The sequence below is a fragment of the Streptomyces spinoverrucosus genome (assembly GCF_006539505.1).
GTDB classification, from domain to species: domain Bacteria; phylum Actinomycetota; class Actinomycetes; order Streptomycetales; family Streptomycetaceae; genus Streptomyces; species Streptomyces spinoverrucosus.
On the sequence record NZ_BJND01000037.1, the window covers coordinates 1 to 17,948 of the forward strand.

The 17,948-nt window shown below is 66.9% G+C and carries 20 protein-coding genes; 14 read left to right on the forward strand and 6 right to left on the reverse strand.

Translation table 11 applies throughout. The features are described from left to right. The 7 genes from SSP24_RS24135 to SSP24_RS44265 form a co-directional block, all read left to right on the forward strand. The coding region (locus SSP24_RS24135; protein ID WP_280527087.1) for a YwqJ-related putative deaminase at window positions 1–1,114 on the forward strand (1,114 nt) is incomplete at its 5' end. Between the two features lie 5 nt (window positions 1,115–1,119). Next, window positions 1,120–1,488, forward strand: coding sequence for a toxin-antitoxin system YwqK family antitoxin (locus SSP24_RS24140; protein WP_141311786.1), 369 nt, complete (start codon window positions 1,120–1,122; stop codon window positions 1,486–1,488). A 664-nt stretch (window positions 1,489–2,152) separates the two neighbouring features. After that, window positions 2,153–2,767, forward strand: coding sequence for a pentapeptide repeat-containing protein (locus SSP24_RS24145; protein WP_229866200.1), 615 nt, complete (start codon window positions 2,153–2,155; stop codon window positions 2,765–2,767). Next, window positions 2,767–3,054 carry a hypothetical protein gene (locus tag SSP24_RS24150; RefSeq protein ID WP_141311788.1) on the forward strand — a complete coding sequence of 96 codons (288 nt, stop codon included), beginning with the start codon at window positions 2,767–2,769 and terminating at the stop codon, window positions 3,052–3,054. Before SSP24_RS24145 ends, SSP24_RS24150 begins: the two co-directional genes overlap by 1 nt. 73 nt (window positions 3,055–3,127) lie before the next feature. Then, window positions 3,128–3,253: a hypothetical protein gene (locus SSP24_RS44955; RefSeq protein ID WP_268255108.1), complete on the forward strand. Its 126-nt coding sequence runs from the start codon at window positions 3,128–3,130 to the stop codon at window positions 3,251–3,253. A gap of 608 nt (window positions 3,254–3,861) precedes the next feature. Continuing rightward, window positions 3,862–4,266 (forward strand): hypothetical protein, encoded by a 405-nt coding sequence (locus tag SSP24_RS44260; RefSeq protein WP_229866212.1) that lies wholly within the window; start codon window positions 3,862–3,864, stop codon window positions 4,264–4,266. Next, entirely contained in the window at window positions 4,254–4,466 is a 213-nt protein-coding gene (locus SSP24_RS44265; protein ID WP_229866219.1) for a hypothetical protein, read from the forward strand. The genes SSP24_RS44260 and SSP24_RS44265 overlap by 13 nt, the downstream gene beginning before the upstream one ends. 419 nt (window positions 4,467–4,885) lie before the next feature. Here the strand turns inward: SSP24_RS44265 and SSP24_RS24165 are convergent, their stop codons facing one another. Continuing rightward, window positions 4,886–5,299 carry an ATP-binding protein gene (locus tag SSP24_RS24165; protein ID WP_141311789.1) on the reverse strand — a complete coding sequence of 138 codons (414 nt, stop codon included), beginning with the start codon at window positions 5,297–5,299 and terminating at the stop codon, window positions 4,886–4,888. A gap of 235 nt (window positions 5,300–5,534) precedes the next feature. Between SSP24_RS24165 and SSP24_RS24170 the strand changes: the two genes are divergently transcribed. The 4 genes from SSP24_RS24170 (at window position 5,535) to SSP24_RS24185 (ending at window position 7,787) form a co-directional block, all read left to right on the forward strand. After that, the gene (locus SSP24_RS24170) at window positions 5,535–6,386 is read left to right on the forward strand and encodes a helix-turn-helix domain-containing protein (RefSeq protein ID WP_141311790.1); all 852 of its coding nucleotides are present in this window, start codon (window positions 5,535–5,537) and stop codon (window positions 6,384–6,386) included. A 7-nt stretch (window positions 6,387–6,393) separates the two neighbouring features. Then, entirely contained in the window at window positions 6,394–6,591 is a 198-nt protein-coding gene (locus SSP24_RS24175) for a DUF397 domain-containing protein (protein WP_141311791.1), read from the forward strand. A gap of 104 nt (window positions 6,592–6,695) precedes the next feature. Next, window positions 6,696–7,061 (forward strand): toxin-antitoxin system YwqK family antitoxin, encoded by a 366-nt coding sequence (locus SSP24_RS24180; protein ID WP_141311792.1) that lies wholly within the window; start codon window positions 6,696–6,698, stop codon window positions 7,059–7,061. A gap of 108 nt (window positions 7,062–7,169) precedes the next feature. Next, window positions 7,170–7,787: a hypothetical protein gene (locus tag SSP24_RS24185; protein WP_141311793.1), complete on the forward strand. Its 618-nt coding sequence runs from the start codon at window positions 7,170–7,172 to the stop codon at window positions 7,785–7,787. Between the two features lie 88 nt (window positions 7,788–7,875). On the opposite strand, the gene SSP24_RS24190 is transcribed toward SSP24_RS24185, so the two are convergent. Continuing rightward, on the reverse strand, window positions 7,876–8,277 hold the full coding sequence (locus SSP24_RS24190) for a hypothetical protein (RefSeq protein WP_141311794.1): 402 nt from the start codon (window positions 8,275–8,277) through the stop codon (window positions 7,876–7,878). A 94-nt stretch (window positions 8,278–8,371) separates the two neighbouring features. Here SSP24_RS24190 and recD2 point away from each other — a divergent pair, with 94 nt between their 5' ends. Both recD2 and SSP24_RS24200 read left to right on the forward strand, forming a co-directional pair. After that, on the forward strand, window positions 8,372–10,633 hold the full coding sequence (recD2, locus tag SSP24_RS24195; protein WP_141311795.1) for an SF1B family DNA helicase RecD2: 2,262 nt from the start codon (window positions 8,372–8,374) through the stop codon (window positions 10,631–10,633). Window positions 10,634–10,873: 240 nt separating this feature from the next. Further along, a complete protein-coding gene (locus tag SSP24_RS24200) occupies window positions 10,874–12,163 on the forward strand; it encodes a citrate synthase (RefSeq protein WP_141311796.1) in 1,290 nt (429 codons plus the stop codon). Between the two features lie 627 nt (window positions 12,164–12,790). Here SSP24_RS24200 and SSP24_RS24205 read toward each other — a convergent pair. Together SSP24_RS24205 and SSP24_RS24210 are read right to left on the reverse strand one after the other, a co-directional pair. Beyond that, window positions 12,791–15,055, reverse strand: coding sequence for a heavy metal translocating P-type ATPase (locus SSP24_RS24205; protein ID WP_141311797.1), 2,265 nt, complete (start codon window positions 15,053–15,055; stop codon window positions 12,791–12,793). Between the two features lie 91 nt (window positions 15,056–15,146). Further along, a complete protein-coding gene (locus SSP24_RS24210; RefSeq protein ID WP_141311798.1) occupies window positions 15,147–15,386 on the reverse strand; it encodes a heavy-metal-associated domain-containing protein in 240 nt (79 codons plus the stop codon). 227 nt (window positions 15,387–15,613) lie between these two features. On the opposite strand from SSP24_RS24210, the gene SSP24_RS24215 reads away from it, so the two are divergent. Further along, window positions 15,614–16,657, forward strand: a complete 1,044-nt coding sequence (locus SSP24_RS24215; protein WP_141311799.1) for a zinc-dependent alcohol dehydrogenase family protein — start codon at window positions 15,614–15,616, stop codon at window positions 16,655–16,657. A gap of 141 nt (window positions 16,658–16,798) precedes the next feature. Here the strand turns inward: SSP24_RS24215 and SSP24_RS24220 are convergent, their stop codons facing one another. Both SSP24_RS24220 and SSP24_RS24225 read right to left on the reverse strand, forming a co-directional pair. Further along, window positions 16,799–17,392, reverse strand: coding sequence for a GNAT family N-acetyltransferase (locus SSP24_RS24220; RefSeq protein ID WP_141311800.1), 594 nt, complete (start codon window positions 17,390–17,392; stop codon window positions 16,799–16,801). Between the two features lie 86 nt (window positions 17,393–17,478). Beyond that, on the reverse strand, window positions 17,479–17,679 hold the full coding sequence (locus tag SSP24_RS24225; protein ID WP_053763086.1) for a helix-turn-helix transcriptional regulator: 201 nt from the start codon (window positions 17,677–17,679) through the stop codon (window positions 17,479–17,481). Window positions 17,680–17,948: the final 269 nt, after the last annotated feature.

The window sequence follows — 17,948 nt, forward strand, 5'->3', positions numbered from 1 at the left end:
AGGCGAGGACGCCCCCGTCACCCCAGCCGTCCACGCCGGAGGCAACCTCCCCGGCACCGGCCTGGGCAACCACCTCCCCGGCGGCACCGCGGACAACCTCCCCGGCGGCCGGGCCGATGACCTCGGCAGAGGACCCACCGCATCGCACGAGCCGCCGAGCGGCCACTCCAGCGGAAATGGTGGCGGTCCGAACGAGCCGCCCATTTCCCCACCTGTCCACGAGGGATCAACACTGCACGGCCATGCTGGCGATGGAGCGCACCACACGACCGAGGGGGTTGCACATCATGGAGCAGGCGACAGCGTGTACCACGGCGGAGAAACAGGTCACGGCGTAGGCGAAATCGTCGACCGCAGCGGCGTTCCAGGTATTCCCGGCATCGACGGTGTCCCGCCGCACGAGATTCCGCACTTCCGCGACAACGTTCCGGACTTCCTTGATGGTATCCCGGAAGACTACCGGGCGTCGGATGCCTTCGATGGTGACTCCCCGATGCCAGCTGCCGGGCCGGGGGACAAGTTCCTGGGGCAACTTGATGCAAGTCGAGTACAGACTGAAAACGGACTGATCACACGGATTGACGGACACTCGGTCGAAAGCTTTATGCAGGCTCTGTCTCGGGAAAGGACCAACGTCTATATCGAGGCAAAGAACACGGGGGACTTCCCGAAGACGGAAACTGGACAGGCTGTTGGTGTGGTGCTGGACCGCCGCACGGGGTTTGTGTACGAGGGGATCAACGGTCGGCCTGGCCAACACCTGATCCCACTCGAAGATCTGCACCCAACGCTTGCTGAACGTTATCATCGGATCTCGGGGAGCAAACCCCACCCGGCTGAATTGCTTGAGCATGCTGAGGTCAAGGCAGTGAACCAGTTGCTGCATGAGCGCACCAAGCTTGGGCTGCCGACCGATACGCGAGCCATGGCGCAGATGCATGCTTCCGTCTACTTCCCTTTCATGAAAGAACCCAACGCCTTGGGCGTCAAGGTCGTTCCGAAGAGAGCTCCCTTCTGCGTCAACTGTTCTCACCTGTTGCATGATGTCCCGAGCGGTTCAGGCCGGTTCCTGGGGCATCCGCCGGACATCAACACCAACTACATTCCTTGGTGATTCATATGAAGCGAATCGACCTCGACGATCCCGAGGTGGACCTCGACTACGCGCAGCGACTCCTGTACCAGGGCGAACTCTTCACCGGCGAGGTCGAGGAGTATCTCGCAGGGCATCGCGTGAGTCTGGTGACGTACACGGACGGTTACCGGGACGGGCCGTTCCGTGAGTGGTACAAGAGTGGAGTCCTTCGCGCTGAGGGAATGTTCCGGATGGGCAGTCTGTCGGGGGACTACAAGAGCTGGCATGAGAACGGCGTTCTCGCCACGAAGAAGCTGCACAGCGCAGACGACGGGACGCCGCTCTCTCACTATGAGTGGGACGAGCAAGGGCGTCCGACCCGAGCTTGGGAGAACACGACTCCGCAGGGGTGAGGCGTCTCCCCTACGGGCCGTCCCTGGACGGAAGGGATTCTTATTTGAGCGGCGAGATCGGCGAGGTGTTCAGCTTCGCTGAGGGATCTAGGTGACTCAGACGAGGATCCGGCAGGACGTTTCCTGGTGTGTGTCACGCTGACTCGCTGGTGAGAGGTGGTTGGGTACGACGCGGTGATCGATGCTGGCCGCTCACCGGAATCAGTGGCCTGGCGAGGTGCCTCGTACGACAGGTTCCATGGCCAGGACGACACTTTTGGGGTGCTCGCCGACGCTCTGGGGTAATGAGCGCCTGCGGGAGTTGACGCCGGTCGCCTGCCCGATGATATCCAGCGTCCTTCGGTCGCCGACCGAGGAGAGTTTTACTCGCCGAGCACAGGACGGTACTACGACATCAAGGGTGTACATTCGGACTGGCCCCCCGTCAACAATGTGCGGGATAAGTCTCAGCCTTTCCGTGGCGCGTATGACCCGGACAACAACGCTCGCTGGTAAATAAGCTTTCGGAGCAAATCGTTGCGAAGGGCCGCACTGTTTTCCAGGATGTCAGGAATGCAAACCAGGCAGCGATTGACGACATCAAGTCCATCGTCGAAAAGAACGGCTGGGAAGGCAATGTCAACTGGTACCCGTAAGGGATGGACACCGACCGGTGCGGTTCCCCGTGGACGATGTCGCAGCCAAGCGTCTGCGTGAGTGGATCGACGCGGGTGAAGGTGGACTGGACGCTGTCGGCCTTGACATGAGCGAGGCAGACCTTTCGCACGCCGATTTCTCTGAGTCGTGGTTCACTGATGCCAGGCTGACGAATGTCAAGCTGATTGGTGCGGAGCTGTACCGATCCGACGCCCAGGGAGCTGACTTGACCGGGGCCGACCTGACAGGGTCTTCCCTCGTGCGCGTGAACCTCGACGATGCGATCCTGCGAAACGCGACGCTCGATGGCGCCAATCTGGTGAAGTCGTCGCTCTACGATGTCGATGCATCCGGAGCCAGTTGCCGGGGAACTCAATTCAAGGGCGCTTCGCTACTGGGCGTAGATTTCTGTTCCGCAGATCTCAGCGACTCTGTTTTCGGTGAAAACTCATTCCAAGTGACCCTGGGCAGGAACACGAAACTCGAAGGTGCGTCGGGGTCGATCTTCGGATCAGTAGTAATCGTGGAGGAAGAGATCACCCGAGAGCTATCGGGTACGGAACTGCAGGAATGGATCGCAGAACGTGGCGGAGTCACTCAGGTACTGGACCGGGCTCCCGGCATTCCTAAGAAAGACATTTGATGAACAGAGAGACTGAGAAGTTCATCAAGGTATATTTGAGCTTGGAGCAGGCTTACGACACCACTGGTTACCTGCGTCCAGCGTTGCACGCCTTCAAAGAGGAGTATGTCAGTGCGGTCCGACAGGGACTGGAGACCGTGTTGCGCACACGAGAGATTTCCGTTGGGGATTATGAGCGCCTCACGGACGTCGAGTTCGAAGACGATGATGCCCTGTACGAATACTTGACGAGCATGTGCCAATACCTCTTCGAGGCGCGGGAAAAGCAGCCTGTCCCGCCCAACTGAGAGGCGTCGGCGATTCCTGACGTCCCCACCTGTGAGAGTCGGTTGGTTTCCGTGATGAGAGTTGGATCGCCTGATGACAGCCGCCCAGCGCATTGACACCGACGACGACGAGATCGACATCGGCTTCGACCACCGGTTGCTCTATGCCGGCGATCCTTACACGGGGAGGCAGAGGAGTACTTGGCTGGTCATCTGGTGAACCGCATTACCTATACGGACGGCTTTAAGGACGGTCCTTACCGCGAGTGGTACAAGGATGGCACCCTCCGTGCTGAGGGCATCATGCGCATGGGATTTGTGTCCGGGGAGTTCAAACGCTGGCATCCGAACGGTATCCTGGCCAAACGAATGATCAATAGTGCGGACGGTAGAACCCCTCTCGCTGAATACGAGTGGGACGAGGAAGGGCGCCCGACCCGGGCTTGGGAGAACACCTCCTCCCAGGGGTGAGGAAACGTGTGATTGCGTCCACCCCTGTCGCCCGCTGGACTTGGGGCCGTGACGGCGAGACCACCGATGAATTGGTCCGCTCTCTTCGTGACCTGATGGCTGCGTATGGCGTTCTGGCTGCACATCGGTTCGCGGTCGGTGGGACCGACGTACAGGTGTCTGTGTCGGAAGCCGGCAAGTCGAACAGTGTTCTGTTCAAGAGGGAGCTGGCCGTTGCGGCGGCCTCTTCCGGCTCGACGAGGTCCGCAGAAGCTGTCGCATCATTGGTGGATCAGGTCAGAATAGGATTGCGTGCTGGCGAAATCGGATCCGTGGACGCGCATATCGAGTGCTCCGGCCTGGTCGCGGTGGGGTCCGATGAAGAGTTTCCTGCAAAGCGCCTTGTTCGTGTTGGCAGCATCATCGTTCGCCGATTTCGTCACCGGCGAGCTGGTAACGCGTAGCGACGTGTGGTTGCCGTTCAACCTGAAGGGGCAGCCTCAGCCTGCTGTTTACGACGCCAACGGACCTCGTTTGGCCGCGCTGTTGCGTGATCTCTCCAAGGTCCTTGAGTTGGAGACCGACCCTGACGACCCGACGTACTTCGCGAAGCCGACCGAGACGGGTGCTGAGAACTTTTTCGATGCCGACGGTGCGGCGTCGGACGTGTGGGGAGCTTCGAGGTTCCGACGCGGTACGACTTCTTCACACATGCGCCCGCTTTCGGACGGATCGGGTACCGGCGTACGGCTGAAGGAGATGTGCGCAACATGCCGGTGCTGAGTGAGCAGGGGATCATCGGCTATGTGCGGGCCACCGACACCGACACCGACACCGACACCGACACCGACACCGAGAACGCGGCGAGCTTCGAGCCGAGGGACGTGGGTGACGACGCGACCTACCGTGCCGGGTGTGGCTGGAGCGGCTGCGGTCCGCGCATGATCGGGGATTGTCCCCGTCGGCGGCTTTGGTCAAGCTGACGCGATGCCGGATGAGGGCGGCGCGGGCCGTGCGGAATCGGATGCACAGTCGCAGAGCATTGATCTCGCCGCTTTGCGGGGACTTGCGGCCGACGAGTGATCAGCGCCGAGCCGGATGGGGATGGTTCCGGCTCGGTTTCCTGTGGACAATGTCGCCGCTCAGCGTCTACGGGAGTTTCTCGACATGGGTGCAGGCGGACTGGACGCTCTCGGACTTGACCTCAGCACCGATGCCAAGTTGACCAACGTCAAGCTGGTGGGCGCAGAGATTCGAGTCGGGGAAGACAAGGCGCGTGAGGAGATCACGCAAGCTCTCGAATCCGGGTGACAGCTCGAAGCGCAGTTTCGTGCCCGGTATGGTCACCCTCGTCCCTTAGCTGTCGCTTGCCGCGTCCGCCAGCGCCACGTTCTTGATCGCTTCAAGCCGCGGCCAGTTCGCACCACACGTACTTCCCCCGGTTCCCGCCTCTGGACAGCGGCTGCCAGCCCCACAGGTCGGCGCAGGCCCTGACCAGCGCCAGCCCGCGGCCGTCCTCCGCGTCTGTGAGTCGGTCCAACGGCGCCGGCGGCTCGGGAGGTTCAGGATCGGCGTCCCAGGCGCCAATGCGCAGCACACCGGCCGACCAGCGGACGCGTAGAGCGGCGGGCCCCTTGGTGTGGCGTACGGCGTTGGAGACCAGCTCCGTAGCCAGCAGTTCGGCCATGTCCACCAAGCGGATCAGGCCGTGCAGGGTGAGGATCAGGCGGAGGGTGCGGCGACTGACGGTGACGGCGCGAACGTCGTTCGGGATGTAGAGGGTGTACTCCCAGGGGGCGTTTCCGTTTTCGGGCATGAGTGAACTCCTTTGTGGAAAGGGGCCGTTCGGTACAAGGAGCGGTGGCCGGTGTCATTGCCGCAGCCGTCATGGCAGGACGGAGCGGTGCACTTCCGGTGCTCGGCAGTGCGCAGCGTGTGCGTCGTGTCACTGACGGTGGAGCTAAAATTTGGGACCATGCAACCCGCTGCCGTAATCTGCCCCCCGAACGAGGCGCTGCTCCAAGGCAGTCCGACGGCAAGGAGGCAGAGCATTGGCGCGCAGGAAGCAACCCACCGCACGCCAAGAGCGTCTAGGTTCCGAACTGCGGAAACTGCGCGAAGCTGCTGGGCTCAAGGGGCGCGAAGCCGCCGCTCTGCTCGGAACGGACTCGGCTCAGATCAGTCAGATCGAGTTCGGCACGGCAGGGGTGAGTGAGGAGCGCGTACGGCGCATTGCCGCTCAGTACTCCTGTACGGACACCGAGCTGGTTGAGGCGTTGGTGGCCGTGGCGACCGACCGGACACATGGCTGGTGGGAGGAGTACCGAGGATCACTGCCGGCGCCGTTCCTCGACCTCGCGGAGCTTGAGCACCATGCCACGTTCTTGCGAGAAGTAGCACTGCTGTACATCCCCGGCCTGCTGCAGACGGAGGACTACGCCCGCGCGGTCTACTCCTACCGCGTCCCGGAACTCCCGGATCAACAAGTTGAGTTGCGCGTCCGCCACCGCATGCAGCGCCGGGTGATCCTCGAAGGCCGCGCCCCTACCCCGTACGAAGCGGTGATCCATGAGGCAGCCCTGCGGATCAGAGTCGGCGACCGCACCGCCTCACGGACTCAGCTCTCACACATTTTGGAATGCTCCGACGCGGGCCACATCACCGTGCGGGTCATCCCCTTCGACCTCGACGGCTTCGCCGGAGCCACGAGCACCATGAAGTACGCGGGCGGGGCTGTGCCCAAGCTGGACACGGTGGTACGAGATGCACCCCACGGCACCGCATTCATCGACTCGGAAGCACAACTCAGCGCCTTTCGAACGCTCTTCCGTAAAGTGGAGGCTGTATCACTCGAACCCAGTCAGTCCCGTGAGTTCATCCACAGGCTGGCGAAGGAACTGTGAGGTCCCCATGCCTACTCCCGGCAACTGGCGGAAGTCTTCCTACTCGGGCCCCGGAGACGGCAATGACTGCGTGGAGGTTGCAAACCTCCGCACCCGCATAGCCATCCGCGACTCAAAGGCCCCGACCCAGGCGCGGCTCTCCTTCCCTGCCGACGCCTTCACCGCCTTCGTCGAGGCCCTAAAATCGCCCCCCGGCCAGCAGTAGACCCTCACCCGCACCCGCAACCCGGCCACCGCGCGTTCGCGGCCGGAGCCCTGGAGCAGTCCGCCGGTCAAGGTCCCGCCCAGTGACAAGGAGTGGATCCCCTGATGACAGCCGTGCAGCGCATCGACATCGACGACCCCGACGTGGACATGGACGTGTCGGAGCGGCTGTACTACCGCGGCGAACCGTTCACCGGCGAGGTGACCGAACATCTCGGCGTCAGTCTCGTCAGCCTCGAAACCTACGTCGACGGCTACAAGGACGGACCCTCCCACGAGTGGTACAAGGACGGCACCCTGCGCTCCGAGGGAACACATCGGGCCGGACTGCCCGTCGGTGAGTTCAAGGAATGGCATCCCAATGGTGTGCTCGCGTCGAAGCGAGTGTTCGCCGCGAACGGGATGACGATCCTGGAGGACTGCGAGTGGGACGAGCACGGCCGGCCGACTCGGACCTGGCGGAGGACCTGACCACCTTTCCTCATCGCAAACGCCATCCTCGGCCTGGCCACCATGAGCTACACCACGACAGGGGACACGACCGAATCCGGTTCATAGGCGATCGGTACGCTCCCCACCATGGGGCTGGACATCACTGTGCTGATCGCAGACCGGTCGTGGTTGGAGGAGGTTCCGCCCGGGGAGCGGCTGGAGCGGCTCAGGGATGCCTGGTACGACGACGAGACGGGCTTCTGGGACTGGGACGGCGCGGCCGAGGTAGTGGGGGACTGGAAGTGGCCGCAGGGGCCCAACAGTTCCATCTTCGCGGTGTACGAGTTCCGGCACGCCAGTGGCTCGTTCAAGGCGCACTTCTGGGCCGGGCAACGCTGGGAATCCGCTCGCGACCATGTCGATCCTCAGCTCCGGTCCGAAATCGACACCCTGTTGCTCGGGTTGATCTGGAACGGGCTGAACGGAGAGGCGGAGCACATTGATTCCGGCTTCTTCAGCGACGGCCCCGGCTTCTACGGCGTGCTGCTCGCACGGTCACCGGACAGTGTGCGGGAACTGGCCGGGACCTGGGAGCGAATACGGCCCGGCCTCGGCGGAATGGAACGGGCCTTCACCGAGCATGCCGCACTTCCCCATGGGTGGGTATGCAACTTCCGCGAGTTCAGAGGCCTCCTGGAGGAGTGGGGCCACGTCCTGAGCGAAGCTGCCCGGCGGGGCTGGTGCGTTGTGGGGCTCAGCGAATAGGGCAGAGAGCAGCATGCGAGGTGCGCCGCGACGACCAACGCGGCACACCGGGTCTACGAGAGTCGACCGGGATCACGCAGCCTGCCGCTCACGCCACCCGCAGCCCAACCCTGACCAGCCTCCCCTCCCGACCGACCAGCAGCTCGGGCACATCCTCCTCGTAGAACCTCACCTGTCCGATCACCCCGTCCCACCGCGCGTGCGCCGCCAGCATCTCCAGCAGTGGTTCGAGGTCCGACAGCAACTCCGCGTGGATCTCCTGCCGTGCGGTCAGTGACCAGTGCTCGGCGGCCTGGTGCAGTTCGCCGGTCAGGACTCCGCCGATCTTCGCGGCAGGCCCCCGGTCCGCGAGGAGAGGGAACGGGTCCGGCGAGGCGTCGACCGGTTCCGTCCCGCCTAGGCCGAGATGCCAACGCAGGGTGTCGAGCACGGCGCCCGGCAGGGCAGGCGAGAGATCGAGGGCCAGGTCCACGGCGAACATGTCAGCCATGCGGGGAGTCTAGTCCGCCAGTACACGCCCCGGCCCGGCCCCTTCCCCAGCGGCTCCCACCCCCACTGTCACAACCCACCGGTACCGTCGAATCATGCCCAACCAGTCCCCACCGGCACCCGGCGACCGCCGCCTGGCCGTCCTCGAAGGCGTCCTCGAGCGGATCACGTACGCCAACGAGGAGAACGGCTACACGGTCGCCCGCGTCGACACCGGCCGAGGCGGCGGAGACCTCCTCACGGTCGTCGGCGCGCTGCTCGGCGCGCAGGTGGGGGAGTCGCTGCGGATGGAGGGGAGATGGGGCTCCCACCCGCAGTACGGCAAGCAGTTCACCGTCGAGAACTACACGACCGTCCTCCCTGCCACCGTCCAGGGCATCCGCCGCTACCTCGGCTCCGGGCTGGTCAAGGGCATCGGCCCGGTCTTCGCCGACCGCATCACCCAGCACTTCGGCCTGGACACCCTGAAGATCATCGAGGAGGAGCCGAAGCGGCTGATCGAGGTGCCCGGCCTCGGCCCGAAGAGGACGAAGAAGATCGCCGACGCCTGGGAGGAGCAGAAGGCGATCAAGGAGGTCATGCTCTTCCTCCAGACCGTCGAGGTGTCCACCTCCATCGCCGTGCGCATCTACAAGAAGTACGGCGACGCCTCCATCTCCGTCGTGAAGAACCAGCCGTACCGCCTCGCCGCCGACGTCTGGGGCATCGGCTTCCTCACCGCCGACAAGATCGCCCAGTCCGTCGGCATCCCGCACGACAGCCCCGAGCGCGTCAAGGCGGGCCTGCAGTACGCCCTTTCCCAGTCGACGGACCAGGGGCACTGCTTCCTGCCCGAGGAGCGGCTCATCGCCGACGCCGTCAAGTTGCTCCAGGTCGACACCGGGCTCGTCATCGAGTGCCTCGCCGAGCTGGCCCTGCCCGACGAGGACTCCGGCGAGCCCGGTGTCGTACGCGAACAGGTGCCCGGTGAGCACGGCGAACCCGTCACCGCCGTCTACCTCGTCCCCTTCCACCGCGCCGAACTCTCCCTTTCCGCCCAGCTCCTGCGCCTCCTGCGCACCGACCAGGACCGCATGCCCGGCTTCCACGACGTCGCCTGGGACAGGGCACTGGCGTGGCTGAAGGGCCGTACCGGCGCCGACCTCGCCCCCGAGCAGGAGGCCGCCGTCAAGCTGGCGCTGACGCAGAAGGTCGCCGTCCTCACCGGTGGTCCCGGTTGCGGCAAGTCCTTCACGGTGCGGTCGATCGTGGAGCTGGCTCGCGCCAAGAAGGCCAAGGTCGTCCTCGCCGCCCCCACGGGCCGTGCCGCCAAGCGGCTCGCCGAGCTCACCGGCGCCGAGGCCTCCACCGTCCACCGGCTCCTGGAACTCAAGCCGGGCGGAGACGCCGCCTACGACAAGGACCGCCCCCTCGACGCCGACCTCGTGGTCGTCGACGAGGCCTCCATGCTCGACCTGCTCCTCGCGAACAAGCTCGTCAAGGCCGTACCGCCGGGCGCCCACCTCCTCTTCGTCGGCGACGTCGACCAGCTCCCCAGCGTCGGCGCGGGCGAGGTCCTGCGGGACCTCCTCGCCGACGACAGCCCCATCCCCGCCGTCCGCCTCACCCGCGTCTTCCGGCAGGCCCAGCAGTCGGGAGTCGTGACCAACGCGCACCGGATCAACGCCGGACAGCACCCCGTCACCGACGGCATGAAGGACTTCTTCCTCTTCGTCGAGGACGACACGGAGGCCGCCGGGCGGCTCACCGTGGATGTGGCAGCCCGTCGTATTCCGGCCAGGTTCGGGCTCGACCCACGCCGGGACGTCCAGGTGCTCGCCCCCATGCACCGAGGGCCCGCCGGCGCCGGCACGCTCAACGGGCTCCTCCAGCAGGCCATCACCCCCGGCCGCCCCGATGTGCCGGAGAAGCGGTTCGGCGGGCGGGTGTTCCGGGTCGGCGACAAGGTCACCCAGATTCGCAACAATTACGAGAAAGGGAAAAACGGTGTCTTCAACGGCACCGTGGGCGTGGTCACCTCGCTCGACCCGGTCGACCAGCGCCTCACGGTGCTGACGGACGAGGACGAGGAGGTTCCGTACGAATTCGACGAACTGGACGAACTGGCACACGCCTACGCGGTGACCATCCACCGCTCGCAGGGGAGCGAATACCCGGCGGTGGTCATCCCGGTGACCACGGGCGCCTGGATGATGCTCCAACGCAACCTGCTCTACACGGCGGTCACCCGGGCCAAGCAACTGGTCGTCCTCGTCGGTTCACGCAAGGCGATCGGCCAGGCGGTGCGCACGGTGTCGGCGGGCCGCCGCTGCACGGCCCTCGACTTCAGGCTCGCACCCCAGCCCCTGCAGCCTTGATCCCCGCCTTGGTCCCCGGCTTCATCCGTGCCGCGCAGAAATGATCGATCAAACGAGTCGGAAAGGTCACAGAGCACTTCCGGATGGGGTATCAACCGGGCAGGATGGCAGGTTGGCGGCACTGAGTGCCGCCGATAAGCCCAATGGTCGACCCCGAGTGCACTCTCCTGAGCCAAATGGGGGATGGTAGAGACAGTCAGGGCACCTCGAAGATGAGGCACTACGTCGGTGAGGGAAGACGTGAGCGACAACTCTGTAGTACTGCGGTACGACGGCAGCGAGTACACCTACCCGGTGATCGACAGCACCGTCGGGGACAAGGGCTTCGACATCGGAAAGCTCCGGACCCAGACCGGTCTCGTGACCCTGGACAGCGGTTACGGCAACACCGCCGCCTATAAATCCGCCATCACCTATCTGGACGGCGAGGCCGGCATCCTCCGCTACCGCGGTTACCCGATCGAGCAGCTGGCCGAGCGCTCCACGTTCCTTGAGGTGGCGTATCTGCTGATCAACGGTGAGCTGCCGACGGTCGACCAGCTCACCGGCTTCAAGGACGAGATCACGCGGCACACCCTGCTGCACGAGGACGTCAAGAACTTCTACAAGGGTTTCCCCCGCGACGCCCACCCGATGGCCATGCTGTCGTCGGTCGTCTCGGCGCTGTCCACCTTCTACCAGGACAGCCACAACCCGTTCGACGAGCGGCAGCGCAACCTTTCCACCGTTCGTCTGCTTGCCAAGCTCCCGACGATCGCGGCGTACGCGTACAAGAAGTCGATCGGTCACCCGTTCGTCTACCCGCGCAACGACCTCGGTTACGTCGAGAACTTCCTGCGCATGACCTTCTCGGTCCCGGCCCAGGAGTACGAGCTCGACCCGATCGTGGTCGCCGCGCTGGACAAGCTGCTGATCCTGCACGCGGACCACGAGCAGAACTGCTCGACCTCCACGGTCCGCCTGGTCGGCTCCTCGCAGGCGAACATGTTCGCCTCGATCTCCGCCGGCATCAGCGCCCTGTGGGGCCCGCTGCACGGCGGCGCCAACCAGTCGGTGCTGGAGATGCTGGAGGGCATCCGCGACTCCGGCGGTGACGTCGACTCCTTCATCCGCAAGGTGAAGAACAAGGAGGACGGCGTCCGTCTGATGGGCTTCGGCCACCGGGTCTACAAGAACTTCGACCCGCGCGCCAAGATCATCAAGGCCGCCGCGCACGATGTGCTGTCCGCGCTCGGCAAGTCCGACGAGCTGCTGGACATCGCGCTGAAGCTGGAGGAGCACGCGCTCTCCGACAGCTACTTCACCGAGCGCAAGCTCTACCCGAACGTCGACTTCTACACCGGTCTGATCTACCGGGCCATGGGCTTCCCGACCGAGATGTTCACGGTCCTGTTCGCCCTCGGCCGGCTTCCGGGCTGGATCGCCCAGTGGCACGAGATGATCAAGGAGCCGGGCTCCCGCATCGGCCGTCCGCGCCAGATCTACACGGGCGTCGTCGAGCGCGACTTCGTCCCGGTCGAGGAGCGCTGACCCGCTGATCCCCGCGGCCGCCTGACGCACAGCAGGCGGCCGCACCCAGTGGTGCACAGCAGCCGTACCCAGCAGTGCAATCCAGCAGTGCAATGTAGAAGGCGCCCCGGTACGCCGGTCCCCCCACGGGCCGACGACCAGGGCGCCTTCCCATGTCCCGGTGCGGATTCCCCCCACGGGATCCGGCCGGGCGCCTTTGAGAAACCAGCGCCTGAATCGCTGTTACTGCGGTACTGCTGCCTTGCTGTTGGCTGCGGTCTGCCGGGACAGCGCACGCTGGGAGGGCCGCTCAAAGCTCCCCGGTGTACGTGTCCCGGCAACGCATCCCTGGGGAAGTCCCCCAAGACATCCCCAGATGCCAGGTGGCGCCCCCCAAGACGCCCTCTGACATCGCCAACTTAGACCTTCGAACCCCTTCGATGGTTACGTTCACATCACTGTGATCTGCGTCTCTTGCATATGTCCCGTTAGATGCGCAAGAGGCCCGATACGACGAACGGGGCTCAAGCGTAAGGATGATGCGCGAGCCTTGTGAAGAGCTTATGTGAGGCTCGCGTCGGACTGAAGGGGGATCCGGCCTTTTCAGCGGATCGTCCGGGATTCAACGTCCGGGCTTCAAGTCCGAACTCAGCGGAACGCCCGCAGCCGCAGACTGTTCGTCACCACGAACACCGACGACAGCGCCATCGCCGCCCCCGCGATCATCGGGTTCAGCAGACCCGCCGCGGCCAGCGGCAGCGCGGCCACGTTGTAGCCGAACGCCCAGACGAGGTTGCCCTTGATCGTGCCGAGCGTCCGGCGGGACAGCCGGATCGCGTCCGCCGCCACCCGGAGATCCCCGCGGACGAGGGTCAGGTCGCCCGCCTCGATCGCCGCGTCGGTGCCGGTGCCCATCGCGAGCCCCAGGTCGGCGGTGGCGAGCGCGGCCGCGTCATTGACGCCGTCCCCCACCATGGCGACCGTCCGCCCCTCGGCCTGCAGCCGCCGTACGACCTCGACCTTGTCCTCGGGCAGCACCTCGGCGATCACCTGATCGATACCGACGGTCTCCGCCACCGCCTCGGCCACCCGCCGGTTGTCCCCGGTCAGCAGCACCGGCGTGAGCCCCAGCGCGCGTAACTCGCGCACGGCCTGCGCGCTGGTCTCCTTCACGGCGTCGGCGACCGCGATCACCCCGCGCGCCACCCCGTCCCAGCCGACCACGACGGCCGTACGACCGCTGCTCTCGGCCTTGTCACGGGCGCGCGCCAAGTCCTCCGGCAGCTCCTCGAAGAGCCGCCCCACGGCCACCTCATGGCCCGCCACGCGCCCGCGTACGCCCCGCCCGGGCACGTTCTCGAACCGCTCGACCGCCGGCAGCTCCCCGACCCGCTTCTCGGCACCGGCGGCCACGGCCCGGGCGACCGGGTGTTCGGAGGCGTGTTCGAGGGCGCCCGCGAGCCGCAGTACCTCCCGCTCGTCGGCGCCTTCGGTGACGTACACCTCCTGGAGGGTCATCCGGCCGGTGGTCACCGTTCCGGTCTTGTCCAGGACGACGGTGTCGACGCGGCGGGTGGACTCCAGTACCTCGGGGCCCTTGATCAGGATGCCGAGCTGAGCGCCGCGGCCCGTGCCGACCATGAGGGCGGTCGGGGTGGCCAGGCCCAGGGCGCACGGGCAGGCGATGATCAGTACGGCGACGGCCGCGGTGAAGGCGGCGACCGTGTCGCCGGTCGCGCCGAGCCACCCGCCGAAGGTGGCGGTCGCGAGCGCGAGGACGACGGGTACGAAGATCCCGGCGACCCGGTCCGCGAGCCGCTGCACCTCCGCCTTGCCGTTCTGCGCCTCCTCCACCAGCCGGGCCATCCGCGCGAGCTGGGTGTCGGCGCCGACCCGGGTGGCCTCGACGACCAGTCGGCCCCCGGCGTTCACGGTCGCCCCGGCCACCGCGTCCCCGGCCGCCACGTCCACCGGCACGGACTCGCCGGTCAGCATGGAGGCGTCGACCGCGGAGGCGCCCTCCACGACCGTGCCGTCGGTGGCGACCTTCTCGCCGGGACGCACGACGAACCGGTCGCCGACGGCCAGTTCGGTGACCGGCACGCGGACCTCGCGCCCGTCGCGCAGCACCGCCACGTCCTTCGCGCCGAGCTCCATCAGGGCCCGTAGCGCGGCGCCCGCGCGGCGCTTGGAGCGGGCCTCCAGATAGCGGCCGAGGAGGATGAACGCGATGACTCCGGCGGCCACTTCGAGGTAGATCGTCGAGGCGCCGTCCGTACGGGAGACGGTGAGCTCGAACGGGTGCCGCATGCCCGGCATGCCCGCGTGGCCGAAGAACAGCGCCCACAGCGACCAGCCGAACGCGGCCAGCGTGCCCACCGAGACGAGGGTGTCCATGGTGGCCGCGGCGTGCCGGGCGTTGGTCCAGGCGGCCCGGTGGAAGGGCAGGCCGCCCCAGACGACGACGGGCGCGGCGAGGGTGAGGGAAAGCCACTGCCAGTTGTCGAACTGGAGAGCGGGGATCATCGCGAGCAGGACGACGGGGGCGGCGAGCAGCGCGGAAACGATCAGCCGCTGCCGCAAGGAGGCCAGCTCCGGATCCTGGGGCGCCTGTTCCGGTTCGGGCTGCGGCGGGGCGGGCTCCTCGGCCGTGTAGCCCGTCTTCACGACGGTGGCGATCAGGTCGGCGACCTCGATCCCGGCCGGGTAGGTGACGCGCGCCTTCTCCGTCGCGTAGTTCACCGTGGCGCTGACGCCGTCCATCCGGTTGAGCTTCCTCTCGACACGGGCCGCGCAGGAGGCGCAGGTCATCCCGCCGATCATCAGTTCGACCTCGGAGACCGGCGTGTCCGGCGTGTCCGGCGTGTCTATGGAGGTCCGTGCGGTGCTGCTGGTCGTGGTGGTGCTGCTCATGTCCGACTCCGACTTCAGACGGCGGACCGGACCGTACGGGACCGGTCTGGGGGTCGATCCTCCGGTACGGCCCGGTGTGGGGAAGCGTGATTCAGGCGCGGCCGACCAGCTCGAAGCCGGCCTCGTCGACGGCCGCGCGTACGGCCTCCTCGTCCAGGTCGGTCGCGGAGACGACCGTGACCTCACCGCTGGCCGCGACGGCCTTCACCGAGCTGACGCCGGGCAACTGGGAGATCTCGCCGGAGACGGCGCCTTCACAGTGTCCGCAGCTCATCCCGCTCACCTTGTAGACGGCGGTGACGGAACCCTGGGTGTCGGTCTGCGCGGTCATGTCGTTCTCCTCGTCGAGGCAGATGGGGCTGGCGGGGCCCAGGAGGGTCCCTTACATGTCCACACTATACCCCCTGGGGGTACTTATCCAGGAGGGGCCACGGCGGCCCGGCGACCGCGCCCTGAGCAGCGGTCGCGCGACAAGGGGGCGGCCGGAGGCTAGCGTTCCGGCAGGGCCGGGGCGGTGTGTCCCAAGGGCCTGGACGAAACGAAGGCGAGGGGCGACGGATGCGGGCTGTGGTGTTCGAGCGGTTCGGGGAGCCCGCCGAGGTGCGCGAGGTGGCCGACCCGCGGCCCGCGGAGCACGGCGTCGTGGTGCGGGTCGAGGCCACCGGACTGTGCCGCAGCGACTGGCACGGCTGGCAGGGCCACGACCCGGACATCACGCTGCCGCACGTCCCCGGTCATGAACTCGCCGGTGTCGTCGAGGCGGTGGGTGCCCGGGTGACTGGCTGGCGGCCCGGCGACCGGGTCACCGTCCCGTTCGTGTGCGCCTGCGGCACCTGCCCGTCCTGCGCCGCCGGCGACCAGCAGGTGTGCGAGCGGCAGACGCAGCCCGGGTTCACCCACTGGGGCTCGTTCGCGCAGTACGTGGCGCTGGACCACGCCGACGTCAACCTCGTCGCCGTACCGGACGGCATGACCTTCGCCACGGCGGCCTCGCTGGGGTGCCGGTTCGCCACGGCGTTCCGGGCGGTCGTGCAGCAGGGCCGGGTGGCGGCGGGGGAGTGGGTCGCGGTGCACGGGTGCGGGGGAGTGGGCCTGTCGGCGGTGATGATCGCGGCGGCGTCGGGGGCGCGGGTCGTCGCCGTCGACATATCGGCGCAGGCGCTGGAGCTGGCGCGGAAGTTCGGGGCGGCTCAGTGCGTGGACGCGGCCCGCACCGAGGACACGGCGGCCGCGATCCGGGACCTCACGGGCGGCGGCGCCCACCTCTCCCTCGACGCCCTCGGGTCCCCCGCCACGTGCGCCGCCTCCGTCAACGGCCTGCGCCGTCGCGGCCGGCACGTCCAGGTCGGCCTGCTCCCCTCACACACGGGCACCACGCCCGTCCCCATGGCCCGCGCGGTCGCCCTGGAACTGGAACTGCTCGGCAGCCACGGCATGGCGGCCCACACCTACCCACCGATGCTGGAGTCGGTCCGGGCGGGCACCCTGCGCCCCGACCTGCTGGTGACCGCGACCATCCCCCTGGACGCGACCCCGGCCGCACTCGCGGCACTGGGCAGCGCGCCGGGCGCCGGGGTGACGGTCATCGAGCCGTGGAGCTGATGCCGAAGTCCCGGGGGGCTTCGCTCTGTCTCCGGTGGGCGGCTCGGTCCCGGGGGGCTTCGCTCTGTCTCCGGTGGGCGGCTCAGTCCCGGGGGGCCTTCCCTACCCCCGATGGACGGCCCAGTTCCGAGGGACCTCGCCCTACCCCCGACGCACGGCCCAGTCCCGAGGCACCTCGACGTGTCCGCGGTGCTCGGCCCACTCCCGGTCGAGGACGGCCATCAGCACCTCGTCCACCCACTCCCCGTCCCGCCGGGCCGACTCCCGCCGCACGCCCTCGACCACGAAACCGACCTTCCGGTAGACGCGCAGGGCGCGGTGGTTGTCGCCGTACGCCTCCAAGTGGACGCGATGCAGCCCGAGTCGCTCGAAGCCGTGGCCGACGATGAGCCGGGTGGCCTCCGTGCCGAGGCCCCGGCCACGGCCGCGCGGGCCGATGAGGGTGCGGAAGTTGCAACTGCGCGTGTGGGGATCCCACTCGTTGAGGACGACCTCGCCGACGACCTCGCCGGTGTCACGGTCGGTTACGGCGAGGTCCAGCCGGTCGGGCTGGTCGGACCGGGAGCCGTACCAGGAACGCAGGCCCGCCAGGGTGAGTTCGGTGGACGGGTCGAAGGTGAAGCGGATGACCTCGGGGTCGCTCAGGATCTCCCAGATCGCCTCCGCGTCGGCCTCCGTGAACGGCCGCAGCACGGTCCTGACGCCGGTGAGCACGGGTTTCTCGGAGAAGCTCATGCGCACGACTGTGCCCCACGCGAACGTGGGGCACCACGGAAATTCCGGCGACGTAAATGCGACTACGGACATTTCGCCCGCAGTCGTCACTCCGTTCGCCGCCCCCGATTCCCCGGCCGGGAAGCGACCCAGGCGCGGACAGTATCCGCGTACCAATACGGCTTGCCGCCCTCCACGTGGTCCGGCGGGGGCAGCAGCCCGTGTTTGCGGTACGACCGCACGGTGTCCGGCTGCACTCTGATGTGCGCCGCGATCTCCTTGTACGACCAGAGCCTTCGGTCGGTCATGAGTGCACCTCCCTGCGCATGCCGCGGCGGCGGCCGGGGGCGGCCGTCGGGGGAGCCGGGCGCTGCGCTGGCGATCAGTCACCAAGCCTGTGCCCGCTCAACGACGGAGAGTGACGGCGGGGAAGTGCCTGTCGTGCGGATGTGACGCAGGGGCCGCGTACACGGGACATGCATGACAGGACAGTGGCGTTTGTGACAGATCCGAGGCAAAGGCGCGCACGCCGCTCACTCACGGCCGCGCACCCCACCCCGCTGGTCCGAATGTCTGG

Excerpts from the sequence above, each read along its gene's own strand:
- SSP24_RS44260 (WP_229866212.1), top strand. The coding sequence starts at position 3,862 with ATGAAGAGTTTCCTGCAAAGCGCCTTGTTCGTGTTGGCAGCATCATCG.
- SSP24_RS24225 (WP_053763086.1), bottom strand. The coding sequence starts at position 17,679 with ATGACCGACCGAAGGCTCTGGTCGTACAAGGAGATCGCGGCGCACATC.
- SSP24_RS44265 (WP_229866219.1), top strand. The coding sequence starts at position 4,254 with ATGCCGGTGCTGAGTGAGCAGGGGATCATCGGCTATGTGCGGGCCACC.
- recD2 (WP_141311795.1), top strand. The coding sequence starts at position 8,372 with ATGCCCAACCAGTCCCCACCGGCACCCGGCGACCGCCGCCTGGCCGTC.
- SSP24_RS24180 (WP_141311792.1), top strand. The coding sequence starts at position 6,696 with ATGACAGCCGTGCAGCGCATCGACATCGACGACCCCGACGTGGACATG.
- SSP24_RS24185 (WP_141311793.1), top strand. The coding sequence starts at position 7,170 with ATGGGGCTGGACATCACTGTGCTGATCGCAGACCGGTCGTGGTTGGAG.
- SSP24_RS24150 (WP_141311788.1), top strand. The coding sequence starts at position 2,767 with ATGAACAGAGAGACTGAGAAGTTCATCAAGGTATATTTGAGCTTGGAG.
- SSP24_RS44955 (WP_268255108.1), top strand. The coding sequence starts at position 3,128 with ATGACAGCCGCCCAGCGCATTGACACCGACGACGACGAGATCGACATC.
- SSP24_RS24175 (WP_141311791.1), top strand. The coding sequence starts at position 6,394 with ATGCCTACTCCCGGCAACTGGCGGAAGTCTTCCTACTCGGGCCCCGGA.
- SSP24_RS24220 (WP_141311800.1), bottom strand. The coding sequence starts at position 17,392 with ATGAGCTTCTCCGAGAAACCCGTGCTCACCGGCGTCAGGACCGTGCTG.
- SSP24_RS24210 (WP_141311798.1), bottom strand. The coding sequence starts at position 15,386 with ATGACCGCGCAGACCGACACCCAGGGTTCCGTCACCGCCGTCTACAAG.
- SSP24_RS24205 (WP_141311797.1), bottom strand. The coding sequence starts at position 15,055 with ATGAGCAGCACCACCACGACCAGCAGCACCGCACGGACCTCCATAGAC.
- SSP24_RS24165 (WP_141311789.1), bottom strand. The coding sequence starts at position 5,299 with ATGCCCGAAAACGGAAACGCCCCCTGGGAGTACACCCTCTACATCCCG.
- SSP24_RS24140 (WP_141311786.1), top strand. The coding sequence starts at position 1,120 with ATGAAGCGAATCGACCTCGACGATCCCGAGGTGGACCTCGACTACGCG.
- SSP24_RS24190 (WP_141311794.1), bottom strand. The coding sequence starts at position 8,277 with ATGGCTGACATGTTCGCCGTGGACCTGGCCCTCGATCTCTCGCCTGCC.
- SSP24_RS24215 (WP_141311799.1), top strand. The coding sequence starts at position 15,614 with ATGCGGGCTGTGGTGTTCGAGCGGTTCGGGGAGCCCGCCGAGGTGCGC.